Here is a 14740-nt window from a genome sequence, read left to right as displayed (position 1 = left end):
CGTCGCCATGGCGGCTGGGCTCGCGAATGTCCTCATCAGGTCCAAAGGTGAGGATATTCGGGAGCTGACGGGTTTCACGCCATCCGTGAGTTCGTCACGTCATTCCGCCTCACCCTCCAGCAATTCCGACGACGATTCCCGCAAGCAGTCGCTGAACAGATCCGCTGCCGGCGCCGACGTATCCGCGCGCCACACCAGCACCACTTCACCCAGCGGTTCGAGCGGCGCGAGCGGCAGCACGCGCATGCGTCCACGGCTCACGTGATGCCGCGCGACCGAGAGCGGCAGGATCGACACGAAGTCCCCGCGAATTAGCAGCGACAGATTCAACGTCAACGAACTGGATTCGAGCGCACCGCGATCGAGTGCGATGCCCTGCGCGGCGAGCGCTTCGACGAGCGTCGCAAAGGCGGGCGAGCCGCGCAACGGCGTGATCCAACGCACTGAGCGCAGATCGTTCCAGCTCACCGGCAGATCGACCTTGCCGAGCGGATGACTCGCGCCCACCACGAACACGAACGGCTCGCGATGCAGCGTCTGCTGGCTCAGCACGTCCTGATTGTCGGCGATGCGATTGCGTCCTAACGCAAGATCGAGCTCGCCTTCGTCGAGCATCCTGACCAGCTTGTCGAGCGTCGTTTCGACGAACGACAGCGTCGCGGTCGGCGCACGTCGCATGAACAGTTCGACCGCGTGCGCGATCAACGGCTGCGGAATCGTCGTGACCGCGCCGAAGCGAACGTGACCGGCCGTGCCGGTGGTCAACGCGCTGACGTCGCGGCGTGCCAGTTCGATATGCCGCAGAATCTCGCGGCCGCGCGCGGCCATCACGTTGCCGATGCCAGTCAGCTCGACCGCATTGCCCACTCGCTTCGCGACGGGCACGCCCAACGCTTCCTCGATTTCACCGATCTGCTTGGAGATGGCCGGCTGCGTCACGTGAAACGCCGCCGCCACGCGGGTGACCTGGCCAAGCTCGGCAAGACTCACCAGTATTCGCAAATGCGGCAGTTTCAGACCGCTGCGGAAGAAGCGGTCGATTGCGTCGTTTTCAGGGGTTGCCACCCGGATTGCCTCATAAACATAACTAAACGGTAATGACCCACGCCGAAACGGTGATTTGCAGCGCGCTGTGTAACGCGGCTACGCTTCACTATCGGCAGGACGGTTGGGCGTGAAGCGGGCGGGTCGAGCATAGCAGCTACGCACCGGCCGCATGACTCAGGGTATAACCGGAGTCGCCTCATGCACCGCAAGCCGCGACCACAGCGCGCCACCAAGCGCGCGGAAGGAGACAAGCATGAGCACCCCCCTCTACGGCGGCGTCGCACGGCCCGCCTCGCCAGCAGAAACCGGCGGAACCGGCGAACCCGTCGAATCCGCGGAACGCGCGGCGCTCTATCGCAAGCTCGCGTGGCGCATCGTGCCGTTTCTGTTTCTCGCGTTCATCGTCGCGTATATCGATCGCGTGAACGTGAGCTTCGCCAAATTGCAGATGCTCACCGATCTCTCGTTGAGCGAAACGGTGTATGGCGCGGGCGCGGGCATTTTCTTTCTCGGCTATTTCATCTTCGAGGTGCCGAGCAACCTGATCCTGCATCGCGTCGGCGCGCGGGTCTGGATCGCGCGAATCATGGTGACGTGGTCGATCGTGTCGTGTCTGACCATGTTCGCGAGCGGCGTCACGTCGTTCTACGTGCTGCGCTTTTTGCTTGGCGTGGCCGAAGCCGGCTTCTTTCCGGGCATCGTGCTGTACCTGTCCACCTGGTTCCCGTCGAGCCGGCGCTCGCAGATCATTGCGCTCTTCATGGCGGCGATTCCGGTATCGGGTGCGATCGGCGGTCCGGTGTCGGGCTGGATCATGCAGCAACTGGCGGGCGTGCACGGATTGGCCGGCTGGAAGTGGTTGTTCCTGATCGAAGGGATTGCCTCGCTCGTGGTCGGCATTGTGGCGTTCTTCGTACTGCACGACCGTATCGAGTCGGTAAGCTGGCTGTCGAAAGACGAGAAAGCGCTGCTCGCGCGCGATCTCGATGCCGATGCGCAGACCCGTGCGCATCAAACGGTGCGCGGCGCGTTCACCAACCCGAAAGTGTGGCTGCTCGGCCTGTTGTACTTCTGCATTGCGATGGGCAACTACGGCCTCGTCTTTTGGCTGCCGACGATGATCCGCGCGAGCGGTGTCGTCAGCGTGGCGAATATCGGCTTGCTGTCGGCGGTGCCGTCGCTGATCAGCGCGGTCGCGATGATCCTGATTGCACGCCACGCCGATAAACACGACGAGCGGCGTTTCCACGTCGCGGTGTGCGCGGTGCTCGGGGCGGCCGGCATGCTGGCGTCGGTACTGCTCGGCCAGCACGTGTGGCTTTCCATGGTGGCGCTTGTGGTCGCGGCCATCGGCATCAATTCGATCGCGCCGGTGTTCTGGGGCATCCCCACTGCGCTAATGGGCGGCGTGGGCGCGGCAGCGGCGATCGCGGTGATCAACTGCACCGGCAATCTGGCGGGCTTCGTGAGCCCGTATGTCATTGGATTTCTGAAAGACGCGACCGGCACCTTGCTGCCCGGCATGATCGTGCTCGCCTGCGCGCTGGTGCTGGCGGCGGTGATCGTGCTGGCCATGCCGGCCGCGCGCAAGTCAGCATGAGGGGAGCAGGATGACGCAGCAGGTTTGTATGGTCACCGGTGCGGCGACCGGTATCGGCGCGGCGACCGCGTTGCGCTTCGCGGGCGCCGGCTGGGCGGTGGCGCTGGGTAATTTCGACGACAGCACGCGCGACGCCGCCTTGGCCGTCGAAGCGCAATGCCGACGGCTCGGCGCCGAGACGCTGATCTTCGACGCCGACGTGGGTTCCGACGCCGACTGTGTGAAGGCCATCGGTACGGTGGCGAAGCAGTGGCGGCGCGTCGACGCGTTGATCAACTGCGCGGGGACGACGCGTTTTATCCCGCACGGCGATCTCGCTGCCGTCGACGACATGGAGTTCGAGCGCGTGTATCGGGTGAACCTGATCGGCATGTTTCAGATGACGCGTGCCGCGGTGCCCGTGCTGCGCGAATCGTCGACTTCGTCGCACAGCACGTCGGTGATCAATATCTCGTCGCTGGCCTCGCTGAACGGCACGGGGTCGTCCATCGCCTACGCGGCGTCGAAGGGCGCCGTCAACGCGCTGACGCTCTCGTTGGCCCGAAATCTGGCGCCCCATATTCGCGTGAATGCGCTGGCCCCAGGCATGGTGGACGACGGCTTGCCGCGCCGCGTGCTCGGTGAAGCGGCCTACGCGAAGATCGTCGACAGCATGACCGAGGTCGCGCCGCTCAAGCGCGTGTCGCAGCCCGGCGAGATCGCGGACCTCGCATGGTTCATCGTTGCGCATGCACCGGCGATGACCGGCCAGGTGATCGCTGCGGAGAACGGCTTGCTGTTGAACGGCTGAAGCCGGTTGAAACCGGTTGAAACCGGTTGAAGCGACGGCGGCCTAGGCCCACCGCAACGCACCGAACCGCACAGCTCCGTACCGCCCAACACACGCACAGGACCCACCATGAGCAATCTCCACAAACACCGCTCGCGTACCGTGACCGAAGGCGTCACGCGCACGCCGCATCGCGCGTTTCTGCGCGCGACCGGCATGGACGATGCCGCGATCGAGAAACCGTTCGTCGCGATCGTCGATACGTTCGGCGAAAACACACCGTGCTCGATGTCGCTCGCCGCGGTCTCCGACAACGTTCGACTCGGCGTGGCAGCAGGCGGCGGCGTGCCGATTCGCGGATCGGCGATTTCGGTGTCGGATGGCACGTCCATGAATCATTCCGGCATGCGCTTTAGCCTTGTGTCGCGCGAGATCATTGCAGATAGCGTCGAGGTGTTCGTGCGCGCGCATTGCTATGACGCGTTCGTCGGCGTGGCCGGTTGCGACAAGACGTTGCCCGGCATTCTGATGGGCATGGTGCGGGTCAACGTGCCAGGCGTGTTTCTGTTCGGCGGCACGATGTTGCCGGGCATCGCGCCGGACGGCACACAGGCCACGATTCTGACCGCGATCGAAGCCGTGGGCGCGGCGCAACGCGGTGACCTATCGCTCGACACGCTGCGCGGCATCGAAAAACGCTGCACGCCGGGCGCGGGTTCGTGCCCGGGCCAGTTCACCGCGAACACCATGGCGATGGTGGCCGAAACGCTCGGTCTCGCGCCGCTCGGTTCGGCGATGGTGCCGGCCGTGTATAGCGAGCGCATTGCGATTGCGCGCCGCGCCGGCGAAACGGTGATGAACACGCTGAAGCACGGCGGTCCGCTGCCGCGCGATCTGGTCACGCGCAAGAGCCTGGAGAATGCATGCGCCGCGGTCGCGGCGACCGGTGGTTCGACCAATGCCGCGCTGCATATTCCGGCGATCGCGCATGAAGCAGGGATCCGCTTTACGCTCGACGACGTTTCCGAGGTGCTCGCGCGCACACCGTTGATCGGCGATCTGCAGCCGGGCGGCCGCTATCTCGCGCTCGATCTGTACCACGTCGGCGGCGTGCCGGCCGTCTTGAACGCGTTGCTTGCCGGCGGCTATCTGCACGGCGATACGCTGACGCAAACCGGCGAAACGCTCGACGTCGCGTTGAAGGCTTTCGCGGGTCCGGATGGCCGCGTCGTGCGTGCGCACAACGAGCCGTTGAGCGAGAACGCGGGGCTGGTTGTCCTGCGCGGTAACCTCGCACCGGACGGCGCCTGTCTGAAAACCGCAGGATTGAAATCACTGGTCTTCAGCGGCACCGCGCGCGTGTTCGAAACCGAAGAAGCATGCATGTCGGTCGTCTCGAAGCGCACCTATCGGGAAGGCGACGTGCTGGTGATCCGCAACGAAGGGCCGAAGGGCGGTCCCGGCATGCGCGAGATGCTCAGCGTGACGGCGGCGATCTACGGGCAGGGCATGGGCGAGAAAGTCGCGTTGTTGACCGACGGCCGCTTTTCCGGTGCGACGCGGGGCATGTGCATCGGCTACGTCGGGCCGGAGGCAGCCGCCGGCGGCCCGATTCGTTTGCTGAAAGACGGTGACCGGATTCATATCGACGCGCACAAAGGCACGCTCGACGTCGAGCTGAGCGAAGCGGAACTCGCCCGTCGCAGCGCGGAGGCGATGCCCTTCACGCGCGGACATCTGGGCGGCGTGCTGGAGAAATACGAAGCGCTGGTGCGGCCGGCGAATCTCGGCGCGGTGACGCATTCGGGCGCGGTCGAGTGGCCGTATGAGGCGTCGATCGGCGAGGAGGAGGCATGAGCCATGACGGTTTGCCTGAAGCGCCGCGCGTCGGCTTCTGCGGAATCGGCAAGATGGGCGAACCGATGGCCTGGCGACTGCTCGCGGCCGGCCATGCGTTGCGCGTGTGGAACCGCTCGGCGGCGAAGTTGGCGCACCTTGAGGCGCATGGCGCGGTAGTCGATGACTCACCCATGCTGTTGGCCGCGCGCAGCGACGTGGTGATGCTGTGCCTCGGCGATGCGCGCGCCGTCGAAGAGGTCGTGTTCGGCGCCGAAGGACTCGCGCGGGCGGCTCGCGCGCCACGCTTTCTGATCGATCACTCGACCATCGCACCCAAACAGTCACGGCAGTTTGCGCAGCGATGGCATGAGTTGACCGGCGGCGCGTGGATCGATGCGCCGGTGTCGGGCGGCACGGCAGGCGCCGCGGCGGGCACGCTCGCCATCCTATGCGGCGGCGACGCGATGGAGATCGCCGCCGTCGAGCCGTTGCTGCGCGCGTATGCCTCGCGTGTGACGCGCATGGGTGCGAGCGGTGCCGGACAGGCGACCAAACTCGCCAATCAGGCGATCGTCGCGACGACTATCGCGGGTATTGCCGAAGCGTGCGTACTCGCGCAACGCACGGGTATCGACGCGGCGTCGATGGCCGCCGCATTGCAAGGCGGCTGGGCCGATTCGGTGCCGCTGCAAACCCTGTTGCCGCGGATGCTCACGCCACCGTCGAATCCGTCGGGCACGATCAGGACCATGCTGAAGGATCTCGACGCGGTCGCCGAATTGGCGCGCGAATCGCATGCGCCGCTGCGAGCGGTCGGCGAAGTGCGCAAGCTATTGCAGGAAGCGGTGGAGCAAGGACTTGGCGACGAGGACATTTCGCAGATCGTCCGCGTTCTGCTCAAACAACCCATGAGTGAGGCGTGAGCGAAAACGGTATGGGCCGTGGTTCACGCTGAAGCATCTGGCGGCCAAACATCCGCTGCCGTCGCGGTTTCTTACCTGGGTATGCAAATTACCCCAGCGCCTATAAAGGTGAGGGTTTGCGGGAGTGGCCTCTTTCCGCCCCCTCGCGCCACGCCCAGCATGCCTTTGCGCCCTGCCCCCACGCTCGAAAGGTGAGGGTTTTCGGGAGCTACGTAAACCCCACCTTGCGCTTGGCCCCAGCCGCTCCGAATCAAAGGTGAGGTTTTTCGGGAGCATGTCTTGTACATCGGCGCGCGGCACGCGCGCAATCCCATACCACGTTCCAGATTGAAAGAGTTGGGAAGAAATTGCCAACCTTGGGGGCTGTTCCGCGTTTTGAGATGAGCCGCATACAGGGAAGATGGCGACGCGGACGACAAAGTCTGCGGCTTCGCTATACCTGCAAGCCGAACCCTGTCTCTGAAAAACGATCGTCTCCTGGAATCAGTTGGATGAGTCAGCATATTCTTTTCGTTGGCGCCGATGCCGGCTTGACGGCCGTGGTGGGCGCATCGTTGCGCGGGCAAGGCTGCGGGGTGTCCGCGCGTCCCCCGGTTATCGGTCTCAAGCACGTGGTCGAGATGGAGCGGCCGGCGTTGCTGGTGCTCGACATCTCCGCGCCGCATGGCGACGGGTTGGCGGTGTTGCGCGACCTGCGCCTGAGCGGTAATGACGTGCCGGTGATTCTGCTGTCGGAGGGCAGCAAGGCGATCGATCGGGTGATTGGCCTTGAACTGGGCGCTGACGATTTCATGAGCAAGCCCGCCGATCCGGCCGAACTGCTCGCGCGTATCCGTGTGCTGCTGCGACGGCGCGGCGCGCTTGCGCCGGGCGCGCCGGAAACGCGGCCGCCTTATCGCTTCGGTCGCTGCGAGCTGAACTTCTCCGCGCGCGAGTTGCATCGCGATAACGAGCGCTTCGCGCTGCGCAGTTCCGAGTTCGCGTTGCTGAAGATCTTCGTCAATCACGCGATGACTGTGCTCACGCGCGTGCAACTCAACGAGCAACTACGCGGCAGCAGCGTGGTGCATCAAGGGCGCAGTCTCGATGTGTCGATCTGGCGGTTGCGTCGGTTGATCGAGATGGATCCTTCCGAACCGCGTTACGTGCAAACGGTGTGGGGGCGCGGCTATGTGTTCGTGCCGCACGGTGAGATCGGTGCGGCCGAGCGCGGCGCGATGGTCGCGCCCGGCGTGTGAAGCGGGTGTCTGGCCGCGCCAGAATCCGCTCAAAGGTGAGTGTTTTCGGGAGCTCCGACGGCGCGCGTCAGACCGCCTTCGCGATCTCGCGAATGTCGGCGACCGGCGTGTCGCCGAAGCTGTCGCCCAGTGCGTAATCGAGCAACTGGGTTGCGCACTGTTCCGGCGTCGCAAGCTGGCCGTTGCGCTTGAGGTCTTCGAACTTTTCGCGCAGCGGGAACTGCTCGGTGCCGCTGCCGCGAATCTCTGCCTGCATATTCGTATCGATCACGCCCGGCGCGAGGCTGCAGATCCGCAGCGCGCGATTCGCGTCGAGCGCGACGGCGCGCGCGTGGTGATCGAGCGCGGCCTTGGTTGCGCAGTAGATGCTCCAGCCAGGATACGCATTGCGCGCCGCGCCGCTCGAAATATGGACGATGCGCCGGTCGGCGGCGTCGTTGCTGGCTGCCGCGAGTGCGCTCGCCAGCATCAGCGGGGTCGCGACGTTCAGGCTCACCGCGCTGGCAATCGCCGTCGGGTCCTGGCCTTCGATCGGTCCGATGGGCTGCACCATGCCCGCGTTGTTGATCAGCAGCACCGTTTGCGCGCCTTTCAGGAAAGCATGCAGCGCGTCGGTCGCGATCCATTGCGCGACGCGCGCGGGGTCGTCCAACGTCAATTCGATTTCTTCGAGCTGCGTGGGAAAGCGGGCCTTGAGTGTAGCGTGACGCGAGCGGGACAGGCCCAGCACCGCGACGTTGCGCGCGAGCAGTTGCTCGGCGAGCGCGGCGCCCAGACCGCGCGTGTGGCCGGTGACGATCGCGCGAATCGGAGAAGAGGGAGTCATGTCGTTCCTTGAGATCGGTGGCTTGGGGAGGCGGCTATTTTCTCACGCGGGTTTCATACGCGTCGGCCGGCGCTGCATCGGCGCCAGGCTCGACCGGCACGCTCAACGCTCAACTGGAGCGGAAGCGCTCGCGATACTGCATCGGCGTCGCGCCGATTCGTTTGGTGAAGACGATCCGCATGCGGTCCGCCGTGCCGAAACCGCAGTCGTAGGCGATCGTCTTGAGCGCCGCGCCGCTGCTTTCGAGCAGTTTGCGCGCCGCATCCACACGCGCGCGTTCGACGAATTCGTGCGGCGTGACCTGCGTCTCCTGCACGAACACGCGTGCGAAGTTGCGTGCGCTCATGCCCGCGACGTCCGCCAGTTGCTTGACCGTGAAGCTCTCGCGAATCCGCTCCATGACGTGCGCTTGCACCTTGGCGACGGGCGAGGTTTCGTCGGCTGGGGCGGTGAGATACGGACTGAATTGCGACTGGCCGCCCTGGCGCTGTGCGAACACCACCAGTCGTTTGGCGACGGCCAGTGCCGTGTGCGGACCGTGGTCTTCGGCCACTAGTGCGAGCGACAGATCGATGCCGGCCGTCACGCCCGCCGAGGTGACGAGCGGTCCGTCGCGCAGATAGATACGGTCGAAGTCGACGCGCGCTTTCGGAAATTGCGCCGCCAGTTGCGCGGCGTGCTGCCAGTGCGTGGTGACGTTGCATTCGTCAAGCAAGCCGGCATGGCCGAGCGCGAATGCGCCGGTGCAGATCGAGCCGTAACGGTCGCATCGCGCGGCGACTGTCGTCAGCCATTCCAGCAAGCGGTCGTCTAGCGCCTCGCTGTCCGGCAGCGCCGGGCCGCCGGCGATCAACGCCAGATCGAACGGGCGGCGCGCCTCGCCGAAGGTTGTATCGGCAACGAGCGTCATGCCATTGGACGCGCGCAGCGGCGCTGCCTCGGCACTGATCAGCTTGACCTCGTAGCGGGCGGCCGGTGCAATGAAGCGATTGGCTTCGGAAAACACGTCGACGGGGCCGGCGACGTCGAGCGCCTGGACGCCGGGAAAGATCGCGATCGCGACGGTAGACATCGAAAGACTTCCTTTGACGATGGACGGCATCCGCTAGCCGCGGCGGTTGGCGCGATGGGTTGGGCACATTGCGTGTGGCAGAGTGTAATTCGACTGATGCCCCGAGGTCACGCGCAGGCATGCACGCGCACGTGCATCCGCATGGCGCGTGTTCCAATCCAACAGCGACCACACCCGTTTCCGCATCTGGCGTCAGAATAGCCGGATCGCACAACCACGCGGCGCCCCGCCATGGCCATCAAAAACCTTCTGCGAAGGCTCGACCTCACCACGCTTCATCTCTTCCTCGCCGTCTACGAGGAAGGCACGCTCACACGTGCCGCCGAGCGGGAAGCGATCGCCGTCTCCGCCGCCAGCAAGCGTCTGCTCGAACTCGAACAGACGATCGGCGCCACGCTGTTTCAACGCAACGCGCGCGGCATGACGCTTACGCCGGCGGGTGAAACGCTGCTGCACCACGCGCGTCGCGTGATGCGCGACATCGAGAATATCGGCATCGAACTGGCCGGTCATGCAAGCGGCGTGCGCGGCTATGTGCGGATGATGGCCAACCTGTCGGCGATCGTCGAATTTTTGCCTGAGGATTTGCGTGCGTTCCAGTTGCAGCACGAGCGCGTCAAACTCGACCTGGAAGAGCGGCCGAGCGGCGGCGTGGTCGAAGCGATCGACGACAGCCTGGCGGATCTCGGCATCTGTTCCGGCGAGGCCGATACGCGCGATCTGCACGTCGCGCACTATCGGCACGATTCGCTGATTCTCGTGATGCGCGACGATCATCCGCTGGCGGGACGTACCAGCGTGGCTTTTGCCGAAACGCTGGACGGCGATCACGTCGGCCTGCACGCCGCGAGTTCGATCAATGCTCGCACCCATTTGGCCGCGCGTCAGGCGGGCAAGGCGCTGCGACTGCGCATCCACGTGCCGGGCTTCGACGCGGTTTGCCGCATGGTGCAGGCGGGCATGGGCGTGGGCGTTCTGCCGCTCAAGGTGTATCAACTGATGGGCCGCCCGTTGGGTCTGATCGGCGCGCCGCTCGAAGACGATTGGTCCGAACGCAGCCTGATCCTGGTGGTGCGGGATGTCGAGGCGCTGTCGCCGGTGAGTCGCCTGCTGTTCGACCATCTGCGTTCGGTCGAAGCCGCCGAGGGCCGGCCGGCCCAAGTCTCCCCCGACACCCCGCCGGCCGCCGCCTGACGTGATCTGACACCGAGCGTTCGCCGTTCGCGAACGGTCGTTGGCGAATTGCGGTTGGACGACGCCGTCGCGCCGCTTCTAAGCTGTCTCCCAACACGAAACCCGCTTGGGAGACAGCAATATGGGTGGACCGCTTCAGGGTATCCGCGTCGTCGAGATCGGAACCCTTATCGCCGCGCCGTTCGCCGCGCGCCTCATGGCCGAATTCGGCGCCGACGTCATCAAGATCGAAGCGCCCGACACCGGCGACCCACTTCGCAAATGGCGCAAGCTGCACGAGGGCACCTCGCTCTGGTGGTATCTGCAGTCGCGCAACAAAAAATCTATCTGCGTGAATCTGAAATCGGCGGACGGTGTCGAGATCGTCAAACGACTCGCTGCCGACGCCGACGTCGTGATCGAAAACCTCCGCCCCGGCGCGCTCGAAAAGCTCGGCCTCGGCTGGGACGTGCTGCACGCAATCAACCCAAAACTGACGATGGTCCGCATTTCCGGCTACGGCCAGTCCGGTCCGTATCGTGACCGGCCGGGCTTCGGCGCGATCGGCGAAGCGATGGGCGGCATTCGCTACACGACCGGCGAGGTGGACGGCGCGCCGGCGCGCGTCGGCGTGAGTCTCGGCGATTCGCTCGCTTCGCTGCACGGCGTGATCGGCGCGTTGATGTCGCTGCTGCGCGTGAAAACGGGGCAGGGCGAAGGCCAGGTGGTGGACGTGTCGCTGGTCGAGAGCGTGTTCAATCTGATGGAAAGCCTCGTGCCCGAATACGATTTGCTGGGACACGTACGCGAGCGCAGCGGCGGCGCGTTGCCGGGCATCGCGCCGTCGAACACCTATCGCACCGAAGACGAAGGCTATGTGGTGATCGCCGGAAACAGCGATCCGATTTTCAAGCGCTTGATGCAACTGATCGGCCGCGCCGATCTCGCCGACGATCCCGCCCTGGCGCATAACGACGGCCGCGCGAAACACAGCGCGATGCTCGATCAGGCCATCACCGAGTGGACCTCGTGCCATGCCACCGACGAAGTGCTGGCCGCGCTCGAACGCGCCGAAGTGCCGGCGGGCCGCATCTATTCGGTGGCCGACATCGTTGCCGATCCGCACTACCAGGCGCGCGACATGTTGTTGCAGGCGCAACTACCCGGTGGCGCCACGGTAAAGATGCCGGGGATCGTGCCGAAGCTGTCGGACACGCCGGGCGAAGTGCGCTGGCAAGGACCGGCGCTCGGTGAGCACACCGGCAGTGTCCTGAATCAACTCGGATTCAGCAACGAAGATATCGCGCGGTTGCGCGGTGAAGGAGTCGTGCAATGAGTGCCATCCCATTCGACAAACTGATCGTGCAGGAAGTGGCGCCGCGCGACGGCCTGCAGATCGAGCCCACCTGGGTCGAGACCGCCGACAAAATCGCGCTGATCGACGCGCTTTCCACCGCGGGTTTCACGCGCATCGAGGCGGGCTCGTTCGTGTCGCCGAAAGCGATTCCGGCGTTGCGCGACGGTGAGGCCGTGTTCCAGCAGATCATGCGGCGGCCGGGCGTGATCTATGTCGCGCTGGTGCCGAATCTGAAGGGCGCCGAACGCGCGCTGGCTTCACGCGCGGATGAGCTGAATCTGGTGATGTCGGCGAGTCAGACGCACAACCGCGCCAATATGCGGATGAGTTGCGAGTCGTCGCTCGCGGCGTTTGCCGACATCGTGCGGCACGTGAAGGGCTCGGGGGTGCTGCTGAATGCGTCCGTGGCGACGGCGTTCGGTTGTCCGTTCGAAGGCAAGATCGACGAAGACCGCGTGATCGCGATCGTCGACGCGTATCGCGAGATGGGTATCGAGGGCATCACGCTGGCGGATACGACCGGCATGGCGAATCCACGTCAGGTGGCGCGGATCGTCGCGCGCGTACTGGCGCGTTTGCCGGTCGCCGCGCTCACGCTGCACTTTCACAACACACGCGGTCTCGGCCTCGCCAATGTGCTGGCGGCGTACGAAGCCGGTGCGCGCCGCTTCGACGCCGCGTTGGGCGGCCTGGGCGGCTGCCCGTTCGCGCCGGGTGCGTCCGGCAATATCTGCACGGAAGACCTGGTGAACCTGTGCGACGAAATGGGCATTCCCACCGGGATCGATCTGGAGAAGCTGCTGAGCTTGTCGCGCGGACTGCCTGCTTTGCTCGGCCACGACATGCCGGGACAACTGGCGAAGGCCGGCCGCAATCGCGACCTGCATCCCGTGCCGGACTACGTTCTACACATCTGACTCATCCCTAACCGATTACACGACCGGACGGCCTCGCCGAATCCGGCTTTGGAGACAAGCATGAGCGACCTGGGCGCAGTGGCTGCCGGCAACCGTGAGCACAACTCGGACGATGTCGCGGCGATCATCCGCAAAGTGGCCTGGCGGCTGATGCCGCTGATCATGATCTGCTATCTGTTCGCGTTCTTCGACCGCATCAATATCAGTTTCGCGAAGTTCCAGTTGCAAAGCGATCTTGGCTTGTCCGATACCGCCTACGGTCTCGGCGCGAGTCTGTTCGTGATCGGCTACGTGCTGTTCGAAGTGCCGAGCAATCTGTTTCTGTACAAAGTCGGCGCACGGCGCTGGATCGCGCGGATCATGATTTCGTGGGGTCTGGCGACGGCCGCGATGGTGTTCGTCAATAACGAATGGCAGTTCTATGGACTGCGGTTTGTGATCGGCGCGATGGAAGCGGGTTTTGCGCCGGGTGTGCTGTATTACCTGACGCTGTGGTTTCCGCCGAGTCATCGCGGACGGATTACGTCGATGCTGTTTCTGGCGTCCGCGTTCTCGGGTCTGGTCGGCGCGCCGCTCGCGGGTCTGGTGATCGGGCATATGAACGGTGTGCTGGGGATGCCGGGCTGGCATTGGCTGTTTTTGCTCGGCGGGCTGCCGTGCATCGTGTTGGGCGTGCTCGTGCTGAAGGGGCTGAAGGATCGGATCGAGGACGCCGACTGGTTATCGTCGACGGAGAAGTTTTTTCTGACGACGCAGATCGCGCAGCAAAGCCGTCATCCGGAGACCGGGCATTCGTTTCTCGGTGCGATCAAAACGCCGGGTTTTCTGACGCTGGGCCTGGTCTATTTCCTGATTCAGGTGGCGTCGTACGGATTGAATTTCTGGGCGCCGCATCTGATTCGTGTGGCGGGGACACACAACCCCACTGTGATCGGCTTGCTGACGGCGGTGCCCTATGTGTGCGGCGCCATCTGCATGGTGGTCGTCGGGCGTCTGTCCGACACGAGCGGCGAGCGGCGCAAGTTTGTTAGCGGCTTGCTGGTCATGTCGGCGATCGGTTTTTTCGCGGCGGGCTACTTCGATAAGCAGACCGCCCTACTGGTCGTCGCGTTGGCGGTGATGGGCGCGGGCGTGGTGGCGTCGATCCCGGCGTTCTGGGCGCTGCCGCCCAAGCTCGTCACCGGCGCCGGCGCGGCCGGCGGCATCGCGCTGATCAATACGCTCGGACAACTGGGCGGGATCGTGAGTCCGATCATGGTGGGGCGAGTGCGGGATCTGACCGGCAGCACGACACCGGCGCTCTACGTGATCGGCGCGATGAGCCTGGTTTGCGCGTTGATCGTGTTGTACGGCTTGCCCGAGTCGTTGCGGCAGAGGGACGCGGCGAGATGAGCGGCGTCGCGTAGTTGAAGCATCCTTCGAAACATTTTTTGCGAGTTACGTCATTTCCAGTTAGCGGCGGCGACTAAGTCCACGAAACATCCGGACGATCGTACATGGCGGCCAGCCCCGGATGTTGCCTTGCCGGGTACGGCATGGGCAGTGGATCGACCGCTGCCCGCTACGTCCAGGCGTTTAAACGTCGCTGCGTGGCCCGCTATCGAAGCGCGGCCACCAGCCTGAAACTGGAGATGACATGAAATCGATTCGCGCCGCCATGATGTGCTGCCTGTTGCCGCTCGCGTTTGCCGCGGGTTCCGCGCAGGCGCAGGGAATCGGGCACGCCGGCATGTACCTGATGCCGCCGAACTACAGCATGATGATGGACAAGCTGACGCCTGAGCAGCGCACGCAAGCCATCGGCATTCAGCAAAAAATGATGCAGATGGAAATGGAGTATCAGGACAACGTGGCTCAGATGGAGATGAAGCACACCCACGACATGATGCAGATGCAAAGCCAACTGCTCGACATCTTCAAGGGTCACTGAACGTCGACGAAGTGCCTTCGGATGCGCGCGTGGTGAAAATGGCGCGCGC

Annotated in this window: 13 protein-coding genes; 10 read left to right on the top strand and 3 right to left on the bottom strand. The window is 64.6% G+C overall.

Features of this window, described 5'->3' with window-relative positions:
- Positions 1–99: 99 nt before the first annotated feature.
- Positions 100–1071: a LysR family transcriptional regulator gene (locus B0G83_RS30105; protein WP_105511028.1), complete on the bottom strand. Its 972-nt coding sequence runs from the start codon at positions 1069–1071 to the stop codon at positions 100–102.
- Positions 1072–1300: 229 nt separating this feature from the next.
- Between B0G83_RS30105 and B0G83_RS30100 the strand changes: the two genes are divergently transcribed.
- From B0G83_RS30100 to B0G83_RS30080, 5 genes are all read left to right on the top strand, one after another.
- Positions 1301–2647 carry an MFS transporter gene (locus B0G83_RS30100; protein ID WP_105511027.1) on the top strand — a complete coding sequence of 449 codons (1347 nt, stop codon included), beginning with the start codon at positions 1301–1303 and terminating at the stop codon, positions 2645–2647.
- Between the two features lie 10 nt (positions 2648–2657).
- Positions 2658–3437, top strand: a complete 780-nt coding sequence (locus B0G83_RS30095) for an SDR family NAD(P)-dependent oxidoreductase (RefSeq protein WP_105511026.1) — start codon at positions 2658–2660, stop codon at positions 3435–3437.
- A gap of 108 nt (positions 3438–3545) precedes the next feature.
- On the top strand, positions 3546–5273 hold the full coding sequence (ilvD, locus tag B0G83_RS30090) for a dihydroxy-acid dehydratase (RefSeq protein ID WP_105511025.1): 1728 nt from the start codon (positions 3546–3548) through the stop codon (positions 5271–5273).
- A complete protein-coding gene (locus tag B0G83_RS30085) occupies positions 5270–6178 on the top strand; it encodes an NAD(P)-dependent oxidoreductase (RefSeq protein WP_105511024.1) in 909 nt (302 codons plus the stop codon). Before ilvD ends, B0G83_RS30085 begins: the two co-directional genes overlap by 4 nt.
- 491 nt (positions 6179–6669) lie before the next feature.
- Positions 6670–7416 (top strand): winged helix-turn-helix domain-containing protein, encoded by a 747-nt coding sequence (locus B0G83_RS30080; protein ID WP_105511023.1) that lies wholly within the window; start codon positions 6670–6672, stop codon positions 7414–7416.
- Between the two features lie 67 nt (positions 7417–7483).
- On the opposite strand, the gene B0G83_RS30075 is transcribed toward B0G83_RS30080, so the two are convergent.
- Together B0G83_RS30075 and B0G83_RS30070 are read right to left on the bottom strand one after the other, a co-directional pair.
- On the bottom strand, positions 7484–8242 hold the full coding sequence (locus B0G83_RS30075) for an SDR family oxidoreductase (protein ID WP_105511022.1): 759 nt from the start codon (positions 8240–8242) through the stop codon (positions 7484–7486).
- 109 nt (positions 8243–8351) lie between these two features.
- The gene (locus tag B0G83_RS30070; RefSeq protein WP_105511073.1) at positions 8352–9314 is read right to left on the bottom strand and encodes a GlxA family transcriptional regulator; all 963 of its coding nucleotides are present in this window, start codon (positions 9312–9314) and stop codon (positions 8352–8354) included.
- A gap of 231 nt (positions 9315–9545) precedes the next feature.
- Here B0G83_RS30070 and B0G83_RS30065 point away from each other — a divergent pair, with 231 nt between their 5' ends.
- From B0G83_RS30065 to B0G83_RS30045, 5 genes are all read left to right on the top strand, one after another.
- A complete protein-coding gene (locus tag B0G83_RS30065) occupies positions 9546–10508 on the top strand; it encodes a LysR family transcriptional regulator (RefSeq protein ID WP_105511021.1) in 963 nt (320 codons plus the stop codon).
- A gap of 121 nt (positions 10509–10629) precedes the next feature.
- Positions 10630–11823, top strand: a complete 1194-nt coding sequence (locus B0G83_RS30060) for a CaiB/BaiF CoA-transferase family protein (protein WP_105511020.1) — start codon at positions 10630–10632, stop codon at positions 11821–11823.
- Positions 11820–12761 carry a hydroxymethylglutaryl-CoA lyase gene (locus B0G83_RS30055; protein WP_105511019.1) on the top strand — a complete coding sequence of 314 codons (942 nt, stop codon included), beginning with the start codon at positions 11820–11822 and terminating at the stop codon, positions 12759–12761. Before B0G83_RS30060 ends, B0G83_RS30055 begins: the two co-directional genes overlap by 4 nt.
- A gap of 60 nt (positions 12762–12821) precedes the next feature.
- Positions 12822–14153 (top strand): MFS transporter, encoded by a 1332-nt coding sequence (locus B0G83_RS30050; RefSeq protein WP_105511018.1) that lies wholly within the window; start codon positions 12822–12824, stop codon positions 14151–14153.
- A 244-nt stretch (positions 14154–14397) separates the two neighbouring features.
- Positions 14398–14691 (top strand): hypothetical protein, encoded by a 294-nt coding sequence (locus B0G83_RS30045; protein ID WP_035560715.1) that lies wholly within the window; start codon positions 14398–14400, stop codon positions 14689–14691.
- Positions 14692–14740: the final 49 nt, after the last annotated feature.

The organism is Paraburkholderia sp. BL21I4N1 (assembly GCF_002973525.1).
Lineage (GTDB): Bacteria > Pseudomonadota > Gammaproteobacteria > Burkholderiales > Burkholderiaceae > Paraburkholderia.
Note: the sequence above shows the minus strand (reverse complement) of the source record. Positions and strands in the feature narration are given on the sequence as shown.

Bases quoted from the DNA above. Each gene is read 5' to 3' on its own strand.
- B0G83_RS30100 (WP_105511027.1), top strand. From the start codon at position 1,301: ATGAGCACCCCCCTCTACGGCGGCGTCGCACGGCCCGCCTCGCCAGCA.
- B0G83_RS30095 (WP_105511026.1), top strand. From the start codon at position 2,658: ATGACGCAGCAGGTTTGTATGGTCACCGGTGCGGCGACCGGTATCGGC.
- ilvD (WP_105511025.1), top strand. From the start codon at position 3,546: ATGAGCAATCTCCACAAACACCGCTCGCGTACCGTGACCGAAGGCGTC.
- B0G83_RS30085 (WP_105511024.1), top strand. From the start codon at position 5,270: ATGAGCCATGACGGTTTGCCTGAAGCGCCGCGCGTCGGCTTCTGCGGA.
- B0G83_RS30080 (WP_105511023.1), top strand. From the start codon at position 6,670: ATGAGTCAGCATATTCTTTTCGTTGGCGCCGATGCCGGCTTGACGGCC.
- B0G83_RS30075 (WP_105511022.1), bottom strand. From the start codon at position 8,242: ATGACTCCCTCTTCTCCGATTCGCGCGATCGTCACCGGCCACACGCGC.
- B0G83_RS30070 (WP_105511073.1), bottom strand. From the start codon at position 9,314: ATGTCTACCGTCGCGATCGCGATCTTTCCCGGCGTCCAGGCGCTCGAC.
- B0G83_RS30065 (WP_105511021.1), top strand. From the start codon at position 9,546: ATGGCCATCAAAAACCTTCTGCGAAGGCTCGACCTCACCACGCTTCAT.
- B0G83_RS30060 (WP_105511020.1), top strand. From the start codon at position 10,630: ATGGGTGGACCGCTTCAGGGTATCCGCGTCGTCGAGATCGGAACCCTT.
- B0G83_RS30055 (WP_105511019.1), top strand. From the start codon at position 11,820: ATGAGTGCCATCCCATTCGACAAACTGATCGTGCAGGAAGTGGCGCCG.
- B0G83_RS30050 (WP_105511018.1), top strand. From the start codon at position 12,822: ATGAGCGACCTGGGCGCAGTGGCTGCCGGCAACCGTGAGCACAACTCG.
- B0G83_RS30045 (WP_035560715.1), top strand. From the start codon at position 14,398: ATGAAATCGATTCGCGCCGCCATGATGTGCTGCCTGTTGCCGCTCGCG.